This is a genomic window from Variovorax sp. GrIS 2.14, from assembly GCF_046115955.1.
In the GTDB taxonomy this organism is placed as follows: Bacteria; Pseudomonadota; Gammaproteobacteria; order Burkholderiales; family Burkholderiaceae_C; genus Variovorax.
On sequence record NZ_JBJXIA010000003.1, the window covers coordinates 116317 to 135887 of the forward strand.

The 19571-nt window shown below is 63.2% G+C and carries 15 protein-coding genes; 6 read left to right on the top strand and 9 right to left on the bottom strand.

What is annotated here, in order from left to right:
- The first annotated feature begins 121 nt into the window (after positions 1-121).
- From accB to RCH10_RS06685, 5 genes are read left to right on the top strand one after another with little or no spacing between them, the layout of a single operon-like run.
- The gene (gene accB / locus RCH10_RS06665) at positions 122-574 is read left to right on the top strand and encodes an acetyl-CoA carboxylase biotin carboxyl carrier protein (RefSeq protein WP_409051782.1); all 453 of its coding nucleotides are present in this window, start codon (positions 122-124) and stop codon (positions 572-574) included.
- A gap of 2 nt (positions 575-576) precedes the next feature.
- Positions 577-1926, top strand: a complete 1350-nt coding sequence (gene accC, locus RCH10_RS06670; protein WP_187054378.1) for an acetyl-CoA carboxylase biotin carboxylase subunit — start codon at positions 577-579, stop codon at positions 1924-1926.
- A 17-nt stretch (positions 1927-1943) separates the two neighbouring features.
- On the top strand, positions 1944-2828 hold the full coding sequence (gene prmA / locus RCH10_RS06675; protein WP_409051783.1) for a 50S ribosomal protein L11 methyltransferase: 885 nt from the start codon (positions 1944-1946) through the stop codon (positions 2826-2828).
- Between the two features lie 40 nt (positions 2829-2868).
- Positions 2869-4320, top strand: coding sequence for a zinc-ribbon and DUF3426 domain-containing protein (locus RCH10_RS06680; protein WP_409051784.1), 1452 nt, complete (start codon positions 2869-2871; stop codon positions 4318-4320).
- Positions 4321-4379: 59 nt separating this feature from the next.
- Positions 4380-5282 (top strand): carbohydrate kinase family protein, encoded by a 903-nt coding sequence (locus tag RCH10_RS06685; RefSeq protein WP_409051785.1) that lies wholly within the window; start codon positions 4380-4382, stop codon positions 5280-5282.
- Between the two features lie 90 nt (positions 5283-5372).
- Here RCH10_RS06685 and RCH10_RS06690 read toward each other — a convergent pair whose 3' ends face one another.
- The 8 genes from RCH10_RS06690 to RCH10_RS06725 all read right to left on the bottom strand — a co-directional run bounded on the left by RCH10_RS06690 (position 5373) and on the right by RCH10_RS06725 (position 15763).
- Positions 5373-5897, bottom strand: coding sequence for a histone H1-like DNA-binding protein (locus RCH10_RS06690; RefSeq protein ID WP_323495011.1), 525 nt, complete (start codon positions 5895-5897; stop codon positions 5373-5375).
- Positions 5898-6090: 193 nt separating this feature from the next.
- A complete protein-coding gene (locus RCH10_RS06695; protein WP_409051786.1) occupies positions 6091-7302 on the bottom strand; it encodes a ribonucleotide-diphosphate reductase subunit beta in 1212 nt (403 codons plus the stop codon).
- 144 nt (positions 7303-7446) lie between these two features.
- Positions 7447-10416 carry a ribonucleoside-diphosphate reductase subunit alpha gene (locus RCH10_RS06700; RefSeq protein ID WP_409051787.1) on the bottom strand — a complete coding sequence of 990 codons (2970 nt, stop codon included), beginning with the start codon at positions 10414-10416 and terminating at the stop codon, positions 7447-7449.
- Between the two features lie 346 nt (positions 10417-10762).
- Positions 10763-11389 carry a 1,6-anhydro-N-acetylmuramyl-L-alanine amidase AmpD gene (gene ampD, locus RCH10_RS06705; protein ID WP_409051788.1) on the bottom strand — a complete coding sequence of 209 codons (627 nt, stop codon included), beginning with the start codon at positions 11387-11389 and terminating at the stop codon, positions 10763-10765.
- Positions 11382-13010 (bottom strand): sigma-54-dependent transcriptional regulator, encoded by a 1629-nt coding sequence (locus RCH10_RS06710; protein WP_409051789.1) that lies wholly within the window; start codon positions 13008-13010, stop codon positions 11382-11384. Before RCH10_RS06710 ends, ampD begins: the two co-directional genes overlap by 8 nt.
- Before the next feature lie 4 nt (positions 13011-13014).
- Positions 13015-14706, bottom strand: coding sequence for a sensor histidine kinase (locus RCH10_RS06715; protein WP_409051790.1), 1692 nt, complete (start codon positions 14704-14706; stop codon positions 13015-13017).
- A 5-nt stretch (positions 14707-14711) separates the two neighbouring features.
- Positions 14712-14969, bottom strand: coding sequence for a PP0621 family protein (locus RCH10_RS06720; RefSeq protein ID WP_409051791.1), 258 nt, complete (start codon positions 14967-14969; stop codon positions 14712-14714).
- Complete coding sequence (locus RCH10_RS06725) at positions 14966-15763, bottom strand: inner membrane protein YpjD (protein ID WP_409051792.1); 798 nt, start codon at positions 15761-15763, stop codon at positions 14966-14968. The genes RCH10_RS06720 and RCH10_RS06725 overlap by 4 nt, the downstream gene beginning before the upstream one ends.
- A 64-nt stretch (positions 15764-15827) precedes the next feature.
- Between RCH10_RS06725 and ffh the strand changes: the two genes are divergently transcribed.
- Positions 15828-17222 carry a signal recognition particle protein gene (ffh, locus tag RCH10_RS06730; protein ID WP_187054389.1) on the top strand — a complete coding sequence of 465 codons (1395 nt, stop codon included), beginning with the start codon at positions 15828-15830 and terminating at the stop codon, positions 17220-17222.
- A 103-nt stretch (positions 17223-17325) separates the two neighbouring features.
- Here the strand turns inward: ffh and mdoH are convergent, their stop codons facing one another.
- Positions 17326-19371 carry a glucans biosynthesis glucosyltransferase MdoH gene (gene mdoH, locus RCH10_RS06735; RefSeq protein ID WP_409051793.1) on the bottom strand — a complete coding sequence of 682 codons (2046 nt, stop codon included), beginning with the start codon at positions 19369-19371 and terminating at the stop codon, positions 17326-17328.
- Positions 19372-19571 lie beyond the last annotated feature (200 nt).

A 19571-nucleotide genomic window follows, 5' to 3' on the forward strand; every position in this document is an offset into this window, starting at 1 on the left:
AATCGCTGGAATAGACTGACGTAGCTGCCAGTAGTCGGTAATAAGTTGCTATTACACGCACTACACCGATTCCAGGCGAGTTGATTTCCCGAATGACCGGCCCCGCCGGCAATGGAGCCCCATGGACCTGCGCAAACTGAAGACACTGATCGATCTGGTGTCTGAATCCAACATTTCCGAACTAGAGATCACCGAAGCAGAAGGCAAGGTTCGCATCGTCAAAGGCGGTGAACCCGCACCGGTTCAATACGTGCAGGCCATGGCAGCACCGTCCGCAGCAGTTGCTCATGCGCCTGCTGCAGCAGCGATTCCTGCGGCGCCAGCGGAAGCAGCGCCAGTTGGCCACGCGATCAAATCTCCGATGGTCGGCACCTTCTACCGCTCGTCCAGCCCGGGTGCCGCCGCTTTCGTGGAAATCGGCAGCAAAGTGAATGAAGGCGACACCATCTGCATCATCGAGGCCATGAAGATCCTGAATGAGATCGAAGCCGACAAGTCGGGCACTGTCACGCAGATCCTTGGGGAAAACGGCCAGGCAGTCGAGTACGGACAGTCGCTGTTCATCATCGAGTGACCATGTTCAAGAAGATTCTGGTCGCCAACCGCGGCGAGATCGCGCTGCGTATTCAGCGCGCCTGCAGCGAGATGGGCATCAAGGCCGTCATGGTCTATTCCGAAGCCGATCGCGAGGCCAAGTACGTCAAGCTGGCGCAGGAAGCGGTGTGCATCGGCCCGGCGGCATCGGCGCTGAGCTATCTCAATATGCCGGCCATCATTTCGGCGGCCGAAGTCACCGACGCCGAGGCGATTCATCCGGGCTACGGCTTTTTGAGCGAGAACGCGAACTTTGCCGAACGCGTCGAGCAGAGCGGGTTTCAGTTCATCGGCCCAACGCCAGAAAACATCCGGACCATGGGTGACAAGGTCATGGCCAAGCAGTCCATGATCAAGGCGGGGGTGCCTTGCGTGCCCGGCTCGGAAGGCGAACTGTCGGACGACGCGGCCACGAACAAGCGCATTGCGCGTGCGGTGGGCTATCCGGTCATCATCAAGGCTTCGGGCGGTGGCGGCGGGCGCGGTATGCGCGTGGTGCACACCGAAGCGGCACTGATCAACGCCATTCAGATGACCAAGGCCGAGGCGGGTGCTGCTTTCAGCAATCCGGCGGTCTATATGGAGAAATTTCTCCAGAATCCGCGGCACGTCGAGATCCAGATCCTGGCCGACAAGTATAAAAACGCGGTCTATCTCGGTGAGCGTGATTGTTCGATGCAGCGGCGCCACCAAAAGGTGATTGAAGAGTCGCCGGCACCGGGCATTCCTCGCAAGCTCATCGAGAAGATCGGTGAACGTTGCGCGGCGGCCTGCAAGAAGATCGGCTATCGCGGCGCCGGCACCTTCGAGTTTCTATATGAAAACGGCGAGTTCTATTTCATTGAAATGAACACGCGGGTGCAGGTCGAGCATCCGGTAACCGAGTTCACGACCGGCATCGACATCGTCAAGACGCAAATCATGGTGGCCGCAGGCGAAAAGCTTCCGTTTACCCAGCGTCAGATCCAGATGCGCGGCCATGCTATCGAGTGCCGCATCAACGCCGAGGACGCGTGGAAGTTCACGCCTTCGCCAGGCCGCATCACGATGTGGCACCCGCCCGGTGGCCCGGGAGTGCGGGTTGATTCGCACGTCTACACGAACTACTTCGTGCCGCCGAACTACGACTCGATGATCGGCAAGATCATCACGTTCGGTGACACGCGCGAGCAGGCCATGGCGCGCATGCGCACGGCCCTCAACGAGACGGTGGTCGAGGGCATCAACACCAACATTCCGCTGCACCGCGAATTGATGGTCGACGCCAAGTTCATGGCGGGCGGCACCAACATCCACTACCTCGAAGAGTGGCTCGCGGCGCATAAGCGCTGAGCCGGCCGGTGACGTCGATGTTCGAGCTGCGTTTGCTGGTCCCTGAAAGTGGTGTCGAGTCGGTCAGCGATGCGCTCGACGTGCTCGATGCGCTCAGCGTGTCTGTTGAAGATGCAGACGCGGCGACCGATGCCGAACAGGCGTTGTTCGGCGAACCCGGCATGCCGCCGCCGAAAGAAGGATGGCAGCGCTCCCGCGTGATGGCGCTGTTCCATACCGAGGCGTTGGCGCACGAGGCGGTCGCAGTGCTCACACCGCAGGATTTCTTTGGCGGTTGCGAGGTGCTGGGTATCGGCGCAGTACCGGACCAGGATTGGGTGCGCCTTACGCAATCGCAGTTTGCCCCGGTCGAGATCACGCCCGACTTCTGGATCGTACCGACTTGGCACGAGCCTCCGGCGCAAGCCAGCAAAGTGATCCGGCTCGACCCGGGCCTGGCTTTCGGCACCGGCACTCACCCGACCACGCGTATGTGTCTGCGCTGGATCGCGACCCGCGGTGGCCTCGAGGGCCAGCGCGTCCTCGACTACGGCTGCGGTTCTGGCATCCTCGCCATCGGCGCGGCCAAGTACGGCGCGACAGACATCGATGCCGTCGACATCGACGAGGCGGCCGTGACTTCGACCCGGCTCAATGCTGAAGCCAACGGCGTCCAGTTGAAGACCGGATTGCCCGACGCTGTCGATGGTCGCTATCAGGCCGTGCTCGCCAACATCCTCGCCACGCCCCTCAAGGTGCTGGCGCCGCTGCTGTGCGGGCGAATTGCGCCGGGTGGCGCGCTGGTGCTCGCAGGCATCCTGGAGCGGCAGGCAGACGAGCTGAAGGCGGCCTACGCGCCTTACGTCGAACTCACGGTCAGCGACAGCGAAGACGGCTGGATCCTGATGACGGCGCGCACCTGAGCTTCCGGTGCGCGGGGTGCGACCCTACAATTCGCGCGACATGAGCCTCGTCACCCGTTGCCCCTCCTGCGCGACCACCTTCAAGGTGGTGAAGGATCAATTGCGGATCTCCGACGGATGGGTGCGCTGCGGTCGTTGCAGCCATGTGTTCGATGCGTCGCTCGATCTGCAAGAGTTGCCTGAGCCTGCAGCTTCTGTGCCCGTTGTGCCTGCAGTGCCAGACTCGGCGGCGTCCGTGCCATCGCCGCCGCCGCTTTCAGACGATGCGGATTTCTTCGATGACGAGCCTCTGCCGGAGCCCGTCGCATCGGCGCCCGCGCCGCTCGAGATGCCCGAACCCGACTTCGACGACGACGACGTAGATGAAGTCGAGGCAGATGAAGCAGAGGAAGGACATGAGTCCGACCCGTCGCGCGAACTTGAACCGGCCGGCGAAGCCCCGGAGGAAGATCGCCAGCCGTATGTCGTGGCGTATAGCTCGGAGACCGTGTTCGAGGGTCGGCCTGTGCCCACGCCGATGCCCGCCTACGAACTCAACCTCTCCGAGCCGGCCCGGAGCGCAGAGCCGGCGCACTTCAAGCCCTCATTGCATGCCGGTGCCATCGTGCTGCCGCGCACGTTGCCCGGTCTGCCGTCGATCGGGTTGGTGGCGGACGAACCGTGGCCGCAAGTGGTCACGCTGCAGTTCGACAACAACGGCGACGAACCGACGATTAAATCTTCCTTGATCGTGCCGTCGCATCTCAGGGAGCAAGCGGACAACGCTAGCCAGGTGCAGTTTCAGAAGGCGTTGCGACGCGCGCGCGACAAGGCCGCCAAGATCGCGCGTTCGCGCGAAAAGAATGCTGCCGCGCAGGACTCCAACCCGATGCCGCTGGTTCAGTCCGAAAGCGATGCGATGCCGCTGGTCGTCATGTCGGCGACCGCAGAGAGTGCACCGGTGACCGGCTCCGAAGGCGTCACCTTGCCCGGCCTTCTTCGTGCCGCCTCGGCACCGGCTTTCTGGCGTGGCGTCAAAGGACGCGCATTGCTTGTCGCAGGCATCGTGCTGGGCGTGCTGTTGCTGACGGTGCAGGTCTTGCACCAGGAGCGCGACGCCATCGTTGCGAGACAGCCCGGCATGCGGCCGCTGATGAGCGGTGTGTGTGCCATCACCGGTTGCCAACTGTCGGCACTGCGTCAGATCGGCGATATCACGATCGATGGCGCTGCATTTGCCCGTGAGAAGGTCGGCGACGGCTATCGGCTCAGCTTCACCTTGCGCAACGCCGCGTCGGTGCCGCTCGCGATGCCGGCCATCGAACTCTCGCTGCTCGACACGCAGGAGCAGGCGGTGATCCGGCGCGTGTTGCTGCCAGCCGACTTCGGCGCCCCGGCAGAGCTGGCCGCGCGTGGCGAACGCGTGGCGTCGATGCCGCTGGCGCTCGACGCTGCCCAAGCTGCGAGTCTGCCGCCGGTGGCTGGTTACCGTCTGGTGGCTTTTTATCCCTGAAGCGGCCGAGCGGCGCCGACTTCTTTTCTCCTTTTTTCTTTCCTAACAACGGTTTACCCATGGCAGCAGTGATTTGCGGTTCCCTTGCGTTCGACACCATCATGACGTTCGAAGGTCGGTTCGCCGACCAGATCCTTCCTGATCAGTTGCACATCCTCAACGTGTCGTTCCTGGTGCCGGCGCTCCGGCGTGACTTCGGCGGCTGTGCGGGCAACATCGCCTACAGCCTCAACGCACTGGGCGGCACGGCATTGCCGATGGCTACGGTGGGCAGTGACGGCGCCGACTACGTCGCCCGATTCAAGGGGCTGGGCATCGGCACGGAGTTCGTTCGCGAACTCTCCGACACCTACACCGCGCAATGCTTCATCACGACCGACATGGCGAACAACCAGATCACGGCCTTTCATCCTGGCGCAATGCAGCAAGCCCATCTCAACAAGATCGCGGCACGCGATGACATCCGTATCGGCATCATCTCGCCCGATGGACGTGACGCGATGCTGCAGCATGCAGAGCAGTTCAAACAAGCCGGCATTCCCTTCGTGTTCGATCCGGGCCAGGGGTTGCCGATGTTCAACGGAGATGAGCTGGCACGGTTCATCGAGCAGGCCGACTGGGTCACCGTAAACGACTACGAAGGCAAGATGCTGAGCGACCGCACCGGCTTGAGTGAGGCAGACATCTCGCGTCGCGCGCGTGGGCTGGTGGTCACGCTTGGCGCCGAGGGTTGCGATGTATGGGTCGACGGGCAGAAGATGCATGTTCCGGCCGTCAAGCCTGAGGCAGTTGTCGACCCCACGGGTTGCGGCGACGCGTGGCGCGGTGCGTTGTTGTTCGGGCTGGAACAAGGGTGGGATCTCGCACGGTGTGCAGCGCTGGGCAACCAGATCGGTGCGCTCAAGATCGCGCAACGCGGGCCGCAGAACTACCAGATCGACTTGAAGGCGCTCGGCCTCTGAAAGCGCATTCGTCAGCGCTCCTTCGCTGAGCGAAAAAAAAGCCCGACACCGTGAGGTGCCGGGCTTTTTGCCTTAGGGCCGCTGACCGATTCAGGGCTTGCTGGCCGTCGGAAACGGCCATGCAGCCTGAGGGTTCAGCGTCGTCTGCGCGGCGGGCGCAGGAGCGGGCGCTACTGCTGCCTTTGCAGGAGCCTTGGCAACTGCCTTCTTGGCGGGCGCAGGTTTCGCAGCAGGGGCAGGCTTGGCAGCGGGCTTTTTCGCTGCTTTCTTGGCAGCGGTCTTTTTAGCCGCGGCCTTTTTCGCAGGAGCCTTCTTGGCAGGGGCCTTCTTCGCAGCTGCCTTTTTCGCAGGAGCCTTCTTGGCGGCAGCCTTCTTAGCCGGGGCCTTCTTGGCAGCGACCTTTTTGGCCGGAGCCTTCTTGGCTGCTACTTTTTTAGCCGGGGCCTTCTTTGCTGGAGCCTTCTTGGCAGCGACCTTTTTGGCCGGAGCCTTCTTGGCTGCTACCTTCTTCGCGGCTACCTTCTTGGCGGGAGCCTTCTTAGCAGCTACGACCTTCTTTGCCGGAGCCTTCTTTGCAGCGGCTTTCTTAGCCGGCGCTTTCTTTGCAGTTGCCATTTCTATTTCTCCTTGATCAAGTTGAAAAATCAACCTCTTGAAGCACTTCGCGTCCGCTTGTGAACGCGAAGCGATTCATGGTGTTGGATCAAGCCCAGCACCATGAACACCTGCGCTTTCGTCCGTGCCGCGCTCTATGGCGTGATCGGCGGCGAAAGCAATTCTTGAACTCATTTATTCTTATCGAAAAAATTCAATCCCACGACAGCGCACCACCCGACTGGTATTCGATGACGCGGGTCTCGAAGAAATTTCGCTCTTTCTTCAGGTCAATCATTTCGCTCATCCAGGGGAACGGATTTTCTTCGTTCGGGAAGAGCGTTTCGAGGCCGATCTGCTGTGCACGCCGGTTGGCGATGTAGCGCAGGTAGCCCTTGAACATGGAGGCGTTCATGCCGAGCACACCACGCGGCATGGTGTCTTCGGCGTACTTGTATTCGAGCTCGACGGCCGTCATGAAGAGGGCCTTGATCTCGGCCTTGAACTCGCTGTTCCAGAGGCTGGGGTTCTCGAGCTTGAGCTGGTTGATCAGGTCGATGCCGAAGTTGCAGTGCATCGACTCGTCGCGCAGAATGTACTGGTACTGCTCGGCGGCGCCGGTCATCTTGTTCTGGCGACCCAGCGCCAGAATCTGCGTAAAGCCGACGTAGAAGAACAAACCCTCCATCAGGCATGCGAACACGATGAGCGACTTGAGCAGGGTCTGGTCGGTCTCGTGCGTGCCGGTCTTGAAAAGCGGATCGCTGATGGCTTCGATGAACGGGATCAGGAACTGGTCCTTCTCGCGGATCGAAGGCACTTCGTTGTAGGCGTTGAAGATCTCGCTCTCGTCCAGACCGAGCGACTCGACGATGTACTGGTACGCGTGCGTGTGGATCGCTTCTTCGAAGGCTTGGCGCAGCAAGAACTGGCGGCACTCCGGCGCGGTGATATGCCGATACGTGCCCAGCACGATGTTGTTGGCGGCGAGCGAGTCGGCGGTCACGAAGAAGCCGAGGTTGCGCTTCACGATGCGGCGCTCGTCTTCGGTCAGGCCGTTCGGGTCTTTCCACAACGCGATGTCTCGCGTCATGTTCACTTCCTGCGGCATCCAGTGATTGGCGCAAGAGGCCAGGTACTTTTCCCACGCCCATTTGTACTTGAAGGGCACAAGCTGGTTGACGTCGGTTTGACCGTTGATGATTCGTTTGTCGTCGGCCCGCACGCGGCGTGCGACCGGAGCGGCGGCTGACGCGACAAATGACGCAGCGACCGACGATGTTGTAGCAGAGATGGCCGGTGCAATTTTCGGCGTCGGCGCCTCCATCGAGCGTGCATTCAATGCGCCGCTTTTCGGTGAGTGCTGCAATCCTTGTTGCATGTCCTTTGGCAAGGAGGGCTTGACTTCTTCGTCCCAGGTCAACATAGAAAAATCCAATGCTCAAATTATCAGAGCAACGATGTAAGTTGGAAAGTGCTCGTTCACATCGCGCTCCATTTATCTCGTCGTTATGTTGCTCACATGCATCGCGTTGTGATGTCAGGCGATGCCGCGAACATCAAACGCGCTTCATTGACATGCTTCGCACGTCGGATCGTCGACACCGCAAAACGCGATGTCGGTTTGCGGCATCGAACTCAACTGCAATTGCGCAGCGAGTGCAGCGGCATCCAGTGCGCTCAAGCCTGATGCACCCGACATGCTCGATGACATGTTCGACGATGCATCGCTGCTCGTGCTGCCCGACGACACAGCATTGAGACGACCGGATTGCACCGTCGATTTTTCAGCGTGCGTCGCGCTCTGCGTGCGGAGGTAGTAGGTCGTCTTCAGGCCCCGCAACCATGCGAGCTTGTACGTGTCGTCGAGCTTCTTGCCCGATGCACCGGCCATGTAGATGTTGAGCGACTGCGCCTGGTCGATCCACTTCTGGCGCCTCGAGGCGGCTTCGACCAGCCACGTCGTTTCGACTTCGAAGGCGGTGGCGTAGAGCGCCTTGATGTCTTGCGGCACGCGATCGATCGGACGCAGCGAGCCATCGAAGTGCTTCAGGTCCATGACCATCACGTCGTCCCACAAACCGAGACGCTTCAGGTCGCGCACCAGATAGTGATTGATGACGGTGAACTCGCCCGACAGGTTCGACTTGACCGACAGGTTGCCGAAGCAAGGCTCGATCGATGCGTCGACGCCGATGATGTTCGAGATGGTCGCGGTCGGAGCGATGGCCGTGCAGTTCGAATTGCGCATGCCGTCGGTCTTGATCTTCTGACGCAACGCGTCCCAGTCGAGCGTGGTCGAGCGGTCGACTTCGACGTAGCCGCCACGTGCTTTTTCGAGCAGGTCGAGCGTGTCGATCGGCAGCACGCCCTTGTCCCACAACGAGCCCTTGTAGCTCGAGTACTTGCCGCGCTCCTTGGCGAGATCGGTCGATGCCCAGTACGCGTGGTAGCAGATGGCTTCCATCGACACGTCTGCAAATTCGACGGCTTCTTGCGAAGCGTACGGAATCCGCAACTCATACAGCGCATCCTGGAAGCCCATCACGCCCAGGCCGACCGGACGATGGCGCAAATTGGAGTCACGCGCCTTCTTGACGGCGTAGTAGTTAATGTCGATCACGTTGTCGAGCATGCGCATCGCGGTCGAGATCGTGCGCTTCAGCTTCTCATGGTCGACCTTGCCGCCTTTCAGATGCTGCAGCAGGTTCACCGAACCCAGATTGCAGACAGCGGTCTCGGTGTCGCTGGTGTTGAGCGTGATCTCTGTGCAGAGGTTCGATGAGTGCACGACGCCCGCGTGCTGCTGCGGCGAGCGCACGTTGCACGCGTCCTTGAAGGTGATCCACGGGTGTCCGGTTTCGAACAGCATCGTGAGCATCTTTCGCCACAGGTCGGCGGCCGGCAGCGTGCGGCTCGGCTTGATGTCGCCGCGTGCCGCCCGTTCTTCGTAAGCGACGTAGGCGCGCTCGAAGTCGGCACCGAAGAGGTCGTGCAGGTCGGGCACGTTGTTGGGCGAGAACAGCGTCCAGGTGCCCTTCTCCATCACGCGGCGCATGAACAGGTCGGGGATCCAGTTGGCCGTGTTCATGTCGTGCGTGCGGCGGCGGTCGTCGCCGGTGTTCTTGCGCAGTTCGAGGAACTCCTCGATGTCGAGGTGCCAGGTTTCGAGGTATGTGCAGACCGCGCCCTTGCGCTTGCCGCCCTGGTTCACCGCGACAGCGGTGTCGTTGACCACCTTCAGGAAAGGCACGACGCCTTGCGATTCGCCATTGGTGCCCTTGATGTGGCTGCCGAGTGCGCGAACGCGGGTCCAGTCGTTGCCCAAGCCGCCGGCGAACTTCGACAGCAGCGCGTTTTCCTTGATCGATTCGTAGATGCCGTCGAGGTCGTCGGGCACTGTCGTCAGATAGCAGCTCGACAGTTGCGAGCGCAGCGTGCCGGCGTTGAACAGCGTCGGCGTGCTCGACATGAAGTCGAAAGACGACAGCACTTCGTAGAACTCGATAGCGCGCGCTTCGCGGTCGATTTCGCCGAGCGACAGACCCATCGCAACGCGCATGAAGAACGCCTGCGGCAGTTCGATGCGGTCTTTGCGGATGTGCAGGAAGTAGCGGTCGTACAGCGTTTGCAGGCCGAGGTAGTCGAACTGCAGGTCGCGCTCAGCCTTGAGCGCGGCGCCCAGGCGGGGCAAGTCGTACTGCAGCAGCTTCTCGTCGAGCAGTTCGTTGTCGACGCCCTTCTTGATGAACTGCGGAAAGTAGTCGACGTAGGCTTGCGAGCGCTCGACCGGCATCACTTCGCGGCCGAGAATTTCTTTGAAGATCGTATGCAGCAGCAGGCGCGCGGTGGCGAACGTGTAGTCCGGATCTTTTTCGATCAGCGTGCGGGCTGCCAGGATCGATGCCTTGTAAACCTCGTCGAGCGGCACGCCGTCGTAGAGGTTCCGCATCGTCTCGGCCTGGATCGGTGCCGCAGTGATGCTGTCGCCCAGACCTTCGCAGGCGGACTCGATCAGGCCCTTGAGCTCGTTCAGGTCGAGCGCGACACGCTCGCCGCAGTCGAGCACATGGATGATCGGCGCGACCGGCGCGTCTTGCGCACCTTGCTTGGCGCGCTCTTGCGTGCGGCGTTCGCGGTACAGCACATAGGCACGCGCGATTTCATGATGACCGCCGCGCATCAGGCCGAGTTCGACCGAGTCCTGCACGTCTTCGATGTGGAAGGTGCCGCCGCCCGGACGCGAGCGCACCATGGCGCGCACGACCGCTTGCGTAAGGCCGTCGACGGTTTCGCGCACGCTGGCAGACGCCGCGCCTTGCGTGCCGTGCACGGCGAGAAAGGCCTTCATCATCGCGATGGCGATCTTGTTCGGTTCGAACGGGACCACCGCGCCGTTGCGGCGAATGATCTGGTAGTGCGCGAGCGCATTGCCGGCGGGCGATCCGGCGGTGTCGCGAGCGCTGCTGGTGGCGTTGGGGCTGCCGTTGGTAGATAGCGCGTTGCGCGATGCGGACGGTGTGTTCTGGGCTGTTTGCATTCGGTCCTCGGTTGGCAATTCTTGTTGGAGACGCGGACATCGGTGGTCGGCGTTCTATTCCGGAGCCATTCAGGCATTTGTTCCGGACGGCACACTATATCTAGGGTCTGAGGGCCCCACAACCACTAGATGTAGTGTTTTCGACGAACTTCGATGTTTGTGAAAAACTGCACATTCTGCCGGTTCGCGGTGTGCGTGGCGTCGTAGATGCCGGGCATGCGGCGTGGTTGCTACCCTACGTTATTCCAACCCAGCAGCCATGCGGTTTTCGGCCGCTTTTGCACCTGCGAACCGCATGGTTGCTGCGATGCGAAACAGCGCCGCGCGCCATGTTTGCAGTGCAATATCAAGGTCCGATGGCGACCTCGGGAAACATATCTTTTTTCCAACCCGTTGCGTCGCGCAGACGCCGCCATGCGAAGCCTGGCCCCGGGTCTTGTTTGCGTCCGGGTGCAATGTGTTCATGGCCGGCGACGAAGGCGATCGGGTAGTGCTGTGCGATGGCGGGGCAGAGGCCGGCAAGCGCCTCGTATTGCGCGTCTTCGAAGAGCGCACCTTCGAGCCCTTCGAGCTCGATGCCGATCGAATCGTCGTTGCAGTTGGTGCGGCCGCGCCATGCCGATGGACCTGCGTGCCAGGCACGATCGTCGCAGCTGACGAACTGCCAGAGTTCGCCGTCGCGCCGCACATAAAAATGCGACGACACCTCGACGCCGCGGATGCTCTTGAAGTACGGGTGTGCGTCCCAGTCGAGGCGATTGGTGAAGAGCTGCTGCACCTCGTCGCCGCCGTATTGCGCAGGTGGCAGGCTGATCGAATGCAGCACGATCAGATCGATCTGCGCGCCGACAGGGCGCGGGCCGAAGTTCGGCGAATGCAGTTGCCTGGCAAAGCGGTACCAGCCTGTGTTCCACATCGCTGCGCCGTTCGCAATTCCATCCCCCGCACCATCCACGCCAACCCCCTCATTCATCGATGGCGACGCCATGTCCATCGTCGCCGTTCGGTGTCGCAATGCCGAGTCGTGCAATGCGATAGCGGATCTGCCGCAGGCTCAAGCCAAGTCGCGCCGCCGCTGCGGTGCGATTGAAGCCGCTTTCATGCAGCGCGCGCACGAGGATCTCGCGCTCCTGTTGATCGAGATAGGTCTGCAGGTCGGACGGCACCGCGGGCGGCGGCGCCTTCGCTTCATGCGGCATCGATGTCGTGCTGTTCGAGCCGATGGGGGCGTCGTGCAGATCAGCGGTGCTCGCCACGCGCGCACCACCTGCTGCATCGTTCGCCACATCGGCCGTGCCCGAAGCCGCAGAACTCGTCATCGCAGCCAGGCTCGCCAGTCCCGAATCAGACCCCATCAGATCCAGATGCAGCTCATCGCCATCGTTCAACGCGACGGCGCGATGCAACAGGTTTTCAAGCTCGCGCACGTTGCCGTTCAGCGGATGCAGCGCGAGCCGGCGCAGCACGTCGGCCGACAGCGTCGGCACCGGCATGCCGGCTTCGTGCGCGATGCGTTCGAGCAGCGCGGTGCACAGCGCCGGCAGATCTTCGCGCCGCTCGCGCAGCGCTGGCACCGCGATCTCGATCACGTTGAGCCGATAGAAAAGGTCTTGCCTAAACCGGCTCGCCAGCACCTCGGCGTGCAGATCCTTGTGCGTCGCGCTGACGATGCGCACATCGACCGCGTCTTCCTGCGTCGAGCCGATCGGCCGCACGTTGCGCTCCTGGATGGCGCGCAGCAACTTCGACTGCATGGCGATTGGCAGGTCGCCGATCTCGTCCAGAAACAAGGTGCCGCCACGCGCCGCCTGAAAGTAGCCGTCGCGGTCTTGCGACGAGCCGGTGTACGAGCCCTTGCGCGCGCCGAAGAACTCTGCCTCGAGCAGGTTCTCCGGAATGGCGCCGCAATTGACTGCGACGAAGGGCCCGTCGCTGCGCTGGCTGCAGGCATGCACGGCGCGCGCGACCAGTTCCTTGCCAGTGCCCGACTCGCCGCGCACCAGCACCGGCGCCATGCCGCGCGCGACCTTGGCGATGCGCGACTTGACGATCCGCATCGGTTCCGAATCGCCGACCAGCCGGGCCAGCGCGGCCAACCCGCTCGCAGCCACGACCGCCGATTTGCTTGCACCCGTATCGATGCTGGCTGCCGTTCGCACCACCTTCACCGGCGACGCATGTTGCTGGACGGCAGAGGCCACGACGGCTCGAAATTGCTTCAGATCGACCGGCTTGGTGAGGTAGTCGAAGGCGCCGGCTTTCAAGGCCTCGACGGCGTTTTCGGCGGAGCCGTAGGCCGTCATGACGACGCATCGCTCGCTGCGCTGGTCGTTCTGGATGCGCTGCAGGATTTCCATGCCGAGCCCATCGGGCAGCCGCATGTCGGTGATCACCGCATCGAAGCGCTCGGCCGCCAGATGCTGCATCGCCTCGGCCACGCTGCCGGCCGCGTCGACCTTGTAACCCTCGCGCAGCAGCGTCAGTTCGTAGAGCGTGCGCAGGTCGGGTTCGTCGTCGACCACGAGGATGTGCGCGGGTTGCGCGCTTTGCGCATGCGACGCGGACGCTGTCGGCGATGGGGTGGGGTTGCTCACCCGCCTATTGTGTCAGCGGCGTTTCGGCCGGTGCAAACGAAACGAAGAAATCGTTGCCTTCCGGCCCGTTGGCGACAAGCGCGCGACGCTCGTAGCCGATCGTCGCGCCGTGCCGCTCGCACAGCTCTCTGCAAATGAACAGCCCGAGACCGCTCGAGCGACTCTCCGACGAAAAGAACGGTTCGAACAGATGCCTCTGCACCGCCGTCTCCAGCGGCGCGCCGTCGCTCCACACTTGCAGATGCGCCCGGTCGCGGCCATCGGCCAGCGTGCTGACCTGGATCGAGCCATCGCGCTCGCCGGCATAGCGCGCGGCGTTATCGAGCAGATTCACCAGAATGCGCCGGAGGTGTTCGGCGTCGAAGCGCACGTCGCGGCCGCCGGTTCCCAGCATCACCAGCACGCCGTTGCGCTTCGACTGGCGAACCCATTCTTCGGTGAGCATGCGCACCGTGCTGTCGAGCTCGACCATGTCGCCGAGCGGTTCGATGCGTTGCTGGCGCGCGCGTGCGACATCGAGCACGTCGTCGACGATGCGTGCGAGGCGCTGCGCGTTGTGCTGCACCATGCTGGTCAACTTGCGGTGGGCCGGGTCGACCAGGTCTTCCGCCAGCAGTCCGCTGGCTTGTGTGATGGCTGCCAGCGGATTGCGGATTTCGTGCGCGACGGCAGCCGACATACGGCCCATCGCGGCCAGTTTTTCGGTGCGGATGCGGGCTTCGAGTTCGCGCAGGTCTTGCAGGAACATCACGCACAGGCTGTCGAAGCCGCGCTCGCTGGGCGGCGTCAGGCGTGTGCGCACGCGCACCTCGCGCGGCGCGCCTTGTACTTGCGCTACCGGTACCTCGTGCGATTGCGGAGCGCGCCGCAAAAATGTCTGAGCTGCCAGTGCCGCCAGCGGTTGCCACGCCGGATGGGTGTCGAGGGGAAAGGGCAGCGCCATGCCGGCCAGCCCTTGCCCAAGGATCTCGTCGGCCGCCGGATTGGCCGCATGCACGCGGCCGAAGCTGTCGATCACCAGCACGCCTTCGGTCAGCGTTTCGATGACCAGATCGTTGACCTGCGCGTGCATCTGCGCCGAACTGCGATTGCGCACCGCCAGTGCCTCTTCGCGCGCCAGCCGGCGCGAGAGTTCGTGCGCCAGCAGCGCCACCACGAACAGGCCGGTGCCAGTGAGCGCCGCCTGCACGAAGCGAGTGGACGAATCGGACGGTTGCTGCAGCCAGTTCCAGGCCGCGTCTGCCAGCAAGAGCAAGGTCACTGCGGCGGTGGTCCCGAGGCCGACCGATACCGTGCCCAGCACCGCACCCATCAACACGGGCAGCGCGAACAGCGGTGTGTAGTTGATGCTGCCGATCTGCAGCAACTGCAGCAGCGTGAAGGTCGCGAGATCGATGCCGACGGTCGCGAACCAGGTCGGGCCCATCCCGCGAATCGGCGGCTGGAATCGGGCGTAGCGTGAGCCCAGTAGCGTTGCAACGAGGTACGCGATCGATACCGCGATGGCGGCGCGATGCACCGGCTGGCCGATCGTCAGCGTGATGACCTGCAGCACCAGCAGCACGGCCGCGACGAAGTAGCGTGCGGTCATGAAGCCACGCCACAAGCGCAGCAACGCAGAGCTTTCTCGCGTTGCAATTTCGAGTCCGCCCCAGTCTGTTCCCGGTTCGCCACGGGACCAGAGGAGGGGCGCCATGTCGCTCAACGCGTGCTTTCGGCGGCCCGTCGGTGCGCGACGCTGCAGTAGACGCCGTCGGGTCCGGCGATGGCGTCCGTGGCAGGCAGGTGCAGCCCGCACTGCGCGCAGCGGAGCATGGCCTGCGGCGCGCCGACGGTCGGCGGCGCTTTCGGTGGGACAGGCCGGGCCTTGCGCGCGGCCTCGCGTTCTTCTTCGCGCTGGCCCTTTCGAAAGAGCCAGATCGCGATGAACAGAACGATAAAAACCAGCAGGTACTTCATGGCGCGCGTCCCAAGACCACTTCGAGCACGAATCGCGAACCTACATAGGCCAGCACCAGCAGTGCCGCGCCCGCATAGAGCACCCGACGTGCCTTGCGCCCGCGCCAGCCGAAGCGCGCGCGGCCCGTCAACAGCACGGCGAAACAGAACCAAGCCAAGAGGGAGAACACCGTTTTGTGGTCCCACTTCCAGGCACGGCCGTACAAGGTTTCGCTGAAGAGCAAGCCGGCCAGCAGCGTCGCCGAGAGCAGCACGAAGCCCGCGGTAACGAAGCGGAAGGTCAGTCGTTCCAGCGTCAGCAAAGGCACGCCGGCTTGTGCATCGGCGGCCAGCCGAATCTGTTTTTCTGCGCGGCTGATGAGCCATGCATGCACGACCGCGGCGCCGAACAGTCCATACGACGCGATGCCGAGCGCCAGATGCAATGGGAGCCACGGCGAAGCGGAAACGTGGAGCGGCACGCCGGGAAACAGCACAGCCAGCAAGACAACGCCGGCACCGAGCACCGCCAGCACCCGGCGCACCGTGAGCTGCGGATACATGCGGCTCTCGATGGCGTAGACCGTCAACACGAGCCAGGCGGTGACGGAAATGGCGGGCGCGAACCCGAAGAGCGGGATGCCGCCGACCAGACTCCATGCCAATGTGAGCCCGTGCAACAGCCAGGCCAGGCCGAGCAACCAGCGCGTGCCCTGTCGCCCGAGCCGCGATGCGCCCGCGGCGGTCACGGCATAGGCTGCGGCAGCGGCGATGCCCAGTGCCACGCCGAGCGGGGAGGGGCTCGCTAAAATCATGGGCTGAGTTTAGCTGCGCCCCTGCAGCGGCTCGCGCTTCACGGCATCTCCAAGGCATCCCCTCATGGCCACCGCCCTCACAGAAAAATTCTCCCGCCTCGTCAAGCAGATGAGCGGGCAGGCCCGCATCACCGAAGCCAACGTGCAGGACATGCTGCGCGAAGTGCGGATGGCGTTGCTCGAAGCCGACGTCGCGTTGCCGGTGGTGCGTGACTTCGTCGCCCGCGTCAAAGAGAAAGCGCTCGGCCAGGAAGTACTGGGCTCGCTCAAGCCGGGGCAGGCGCTGGTCGGCATCGTCAACCGCGAGCTCACCGCGACCATCGGCCAGGGCGTGTCGGACATCAACCTGGTGGCGCAACCGCCAGCGGTGATCCTGATGGCCGGCCTGCAGGGCGCGGGCAAGACCACCACCGTCGCCAAGCTGGCCAAGCACCTGATCGAAAAGCGCAAGAAGAAAGTGTTGACCGTGTCGGGCGACGTGTACCGGCCGGCCGCCATCGAGCAGCTCAAGATGGTCACCGCCCAGGCTGGCGCCGAATGGTTTCCAAGCACGCCCGACCAGAAGCCGCTCGACATCGCGCGTGCCGCGCTCGACCACGCCAAGCGTCATTTCTTCGATGTGCTGCTGGTCGACACGGCGGGCCGCCTGGCCATCGACGAAGCCCTGATGGCCGAGATCAAGGAACTGCACGCCGCGCTGAATCCGATCGAAACGCTGTTCGTCGTCGACGCTATGCAGGGGCAGGACGCGATCAACACGGCCAAGGCCTTCAAGGACGCGTTGCCGCTGACCGGCATCATCCTGACCAAGACCGACGGCGATTCGCGCGGTGGCGCGGCGCTGTCGGTGCGGCAAGTGACGGGCGTGCCTATCAAGTTCGCGGGCACCAGCGAGAAGATCGACGGGCTCGAGGTGTTCGACGCCGAGCGTTACGCCGGCCGCATTCTCGGCATGGGCGACATCGTGGCGCTGGTCGAGCAGGTGACTGCCGGTGTCGACGTGGCGGCGGCGCAAAAGCTGGCGGCCAAGGTCAAGAGCGGCGCCGGTTTCGACCTCGACGACTTTTTGAGCCAACTGCAGCAGATGAAGCAGATGGGTGGCCTGTCGAGCATCATGGACAAGCTGCCGCAGCAGATGGCCGCCAAGGCGACCGAAGCCGACATGACGCGTGCCGAGCGCGACATCCGCCGCAAGGAGGGCATCATCCAGAGCATGACGCCGCTGGAACGCCGCAAGCCGGAATTGTTGAAAGCCACGCGCAAGCGGCGCATCGCGGCTGGCGCCGGGGTTCAGGTGCAGGAAGTGAACCGCCTGCTCAATGAGTTCGAGCAGATGCAGACCATGATGAAGAAGATGAAGGGCGGCGGCCTCATGAAGATGATGAAGAAGATGGGCGGCATGAAAGGCATGCCAGGGATGGGCGGACCCGGCGGTGGCGGCGGCATGCCGCGCTTCTGAACAAGGTCGAAAAATCGCCGCAGCGCCACACGACAGGCAACAAAAAAGCCCGCATCGAGCGGGCTTTTTTGCGGGTACGCGATGAACGCGCCAGGCAAGGGTCTTAGACCGCAGCGAGCGCCGGGCGGGCCAAGCGCACTGCGTGCATCCAGGCACGGCGCAGAACGGCGGGCGAACGTGACTCTTCCGGGATCAGCAACCAGCCGCGTTCGCGGAGCGAGGTACCAAGTGCGATCTGGCTGGTCAACACGGTGAGCGGGATCGCGAGCAGCAGCGGCAGGCCGACCGGCATCAGCCAGATCAATGCGCTCGGGTCGATCATCGCGATGCCGACTGCCAGGGCAGCGATCACCAGCGTCATTGGCGCGAGTTGCGAAGCAGCGGTCTTCCACGGCACGGCATTGGCTTCACGCGGGGGTGACTTCCAATCGAGCTTGATGCCGGTGAGGGCCACGACGACGAAGAGCGAATGGGCCAGCATGCGCACCGGAGCTTGCACGATCGCGAGGGCACTCTCGAGCACTGTGCTCTTAAGCAGGCCCCGAACGCCACCGTACTGACGTTGCTCACCGCGCATCAGCACAGCGGCGATGCCCAGGATGCGGGGCAGGAACAACAGACACAGCGTCCATACCCACAGGCCAACGAGTTCGGAAGGCAGCACGTTCCAGGTTGCGACCAAGCTGGAGCCCGAGAGCCAAAGAGCCGTACCCAGCGTCAGGAAAGCCAGCCACAGGGGCGCCGAAGCATACGCCATCGTGCCGGTCACGAACATCGCGCGGTGCACCGAGTGGATGCCGGGCTCTGCCATCAGACGGGCGTTTTGCAGGTTGCCCTGGCACCAGCGGCGATCGCGTTGCAGTTCCGCCAGCAGATCTGGCGGTTGTTGTTCGTAGCTACCGACCAAGTCGGCGACGAGCCACACGTTGTAGCCGGCGCGGCGCATCAGCGCAGCTTCGACGAAGTCGTGCGACATGATGCCGCCGGACATCCCGCCGGTACCCTTGATCGGGGCCAGCGCGCAATGCTTCATGAAAGGCTCGACGCGGATGATGGCGTTGTGGCCCCAGTAGTGCGATTCGCCCAGTTGCCAGAACTGCATGCCCAGCGTGAACAGGCGGCCCGTCACGCGGGAAGCGAATTGTTGAGCGCGGGCATGCAGCGTGACGTGGCCGATGGCCTGCGTCGCGGTCTGGATGATGCCGGCGGTCGGGTTGGCTTCCATCAGCTTGACCATGGAGGTCAAGCAGTCGCCGCTCATCACGGAGTCGGCGTCGAGCACCACCATGTAGCGATAGTCCTTGCCCCAGCGACGGCAGAAGTCAGCAACGTTGCCGGCCTTGCGGTGTGTGCGGCGGGTGCGCAGGCGGTAGTACACCTCCACTTGAGGCTGGTTCGGGCTGGTTGCCAATGCGGCGCGGAGGTCCTCCCAGGCAGCGCGCTCGGCGGCAGCGGTCTCAGGTGTGTAGCTGTCCGACAGCACGAACACGTCGAACTGCTTGGCATGGCCGGTGGCCGCAACCGATTCGCAAGTGGCGCGAAGGCCGGCGAACACCGTTGACACGTCTTCGTTGCAGATCGGCATGATGATTGCCGTGCGGGCTTCGGGGTTCATCGAATGCCCCGCCACCTGCTTGACCGACAAGGAATGCTTGTCGCCCTTGACGGAAACATAGAAGCCCATGAGCGCGGTCACGAAACCGGTCACGACCCAGCCGGACAGCAAGCCATACAGGCCGATCTGGCCGTACTCGAGCCAGACGTTGTCGTAGTCGGGCTGGATTCGGGCGAACAGCGTCGAAGCGATCACCGTGCTGATCAGCGTCAGCAGCATGAACGCCAGGCGCCGTTGCCTGGCCGCACGCTGCCAGGGTTGCGTCACTTCGGCTTGCTTGTGTTCTTCCGCAGCTTTGCCGACGCCACCAGCGCCGAGCTTGACCAGCGCAGCGGTGCCGAGGCTGTTCCAGAAACCGCGCCAAGGGCGAGGCGTCATGGAGCCGCGGTTAACCGGCGGTGCAGTCACTGCGTTGGGATGGCGCTCTTCGCGCAGGTCGCTGCGTTGCGTCGCCACCACTTGGTCAGCATCAGCAGCATTCAAAACGTTGCTGTCGGCCAGCACGCGCAATTGGGAGAAATCGTTCGGCTTCATGGATACCTCAAGAGCGTTGCTTGTCGAGGGAAGCGATGTCGCCAATTGCCGGAAAGCGTTTGAACACGCAATCCGGAGCGACACCGTGGGCGGCACTGAAAGCGCCGAGTTGCTGGCTCGCGGCACGGGGCCGTGAGAGGGAAAACTGTGTTTGACGGACGCCGTCGCGCTGCTGGCGCAGTGCGAAAGAGGGGCTGTTT

What these genes read in the sequence shown, in the direction of transcription:
- RCH10_RS06685 (WP_409051785.1), top strand. Translation starts at nt 4,380, where the DNA reads ATGGCAGCAGTGATTTGCGGTTCCCTTGCGTTCGACACCATCATGACG.
- RCH10_RS06680 (WP_409051784.1), top strand. Translation starts at nt 2,869, where the DNA reads ATGAGCCTCGTCACCCGTTGCCCCTCCTGCGCGACCACCTTCAAGGTG.
- ffh (WP_187054389.1), top strand. Translation starts at nt 15,828, where the DNA reads ATGGCCACCGCCCTCACAGAAAAATTCTCCCGCCTCGTCAAGCAGATG.
- RCH10_RS06720 (WP_409051791.1), bottom strand. Translation starts at nt 14,969, where the DNA reads ATGAAGTACCTGCTGGTTTTTATCGTTCTGTTCATCGCGATCTGGCTC.
- RCH10_RS06700 (WP_409051787.1), bottom strand. Translation starts at nt 10,416, where the DNA reads ATGCAAACAGCCCAGAACACACCGTCCGCATCGCGCAACGCGCTATCT.
- RCH10_RS06695 (WP_409051786.1), bottom strand. Translation starts at nt 7,302, where the DNA reads ATGTTGACCTGGGACGAAGAAGTCAAGCCCTCCTTGCCAAAGGACATG.
- RCH10_RS06725 (WP_409051792.1), bottom strand. Translation starts at nt 15,763, where the DNA reads ATGATTTTAGCGAGCCCCTCCCCGCTCGGCGTGGCACTGGGCATCGCC.
- prmA (WP_409051783.1), top strand. Translation starts at nt 1,944, where the DNA reads ATGTTCGAGCTGCGTTTGCTGGTCCCTGAAAGTGGTGTCGAGTCGGTC.
- RCH10_RS06715 (WP_409051790.1), bottom strand. Translation starts at nt 14,706, where the DNA reads ATGGCGCCCCTCCTCTGGTCCCGTGGCGAACCGGGAACAGACTGGGGC.
- ampD (WP_409051788.1), bottom strand. Translation starts at nt 11,389, where the DNA reads ATGAATGAGGGGGTTGGCGTGGATGGTGCGGGGGATGGAATTGCGAAC.
- accC (WP_187054378.1), top strand. Translation starts at nt 577, where the DNA reads ATGTTCAAGAAGATTCTGGTCGCCAACCGCGGCGAGATCGCGCTGCGT.
- accB (WP_409051782.1), top strand. Translation starts at nt 122, where the DNA reads ATGGACCTGCGCAAACTGAAGACACTGATCGATCTGGTGTCTGAATCC.
- RCH10_RS06690 (WP_323495011.1), bottom strand. Translation starts at nt 5,897, where the DNA reads ATGGCAACTGCAAAGAAAGCGCCGGCTAAGAAAGCCGCTGCAAAGAAG.
- mdoH (WP_409051793.1), bottom strand. Translation starts at nt 19,371, where the DNA reads ATGAAGCCGAACGATTTCTCCCAATTGCGCGTGCTGGCCGACAGCAAC.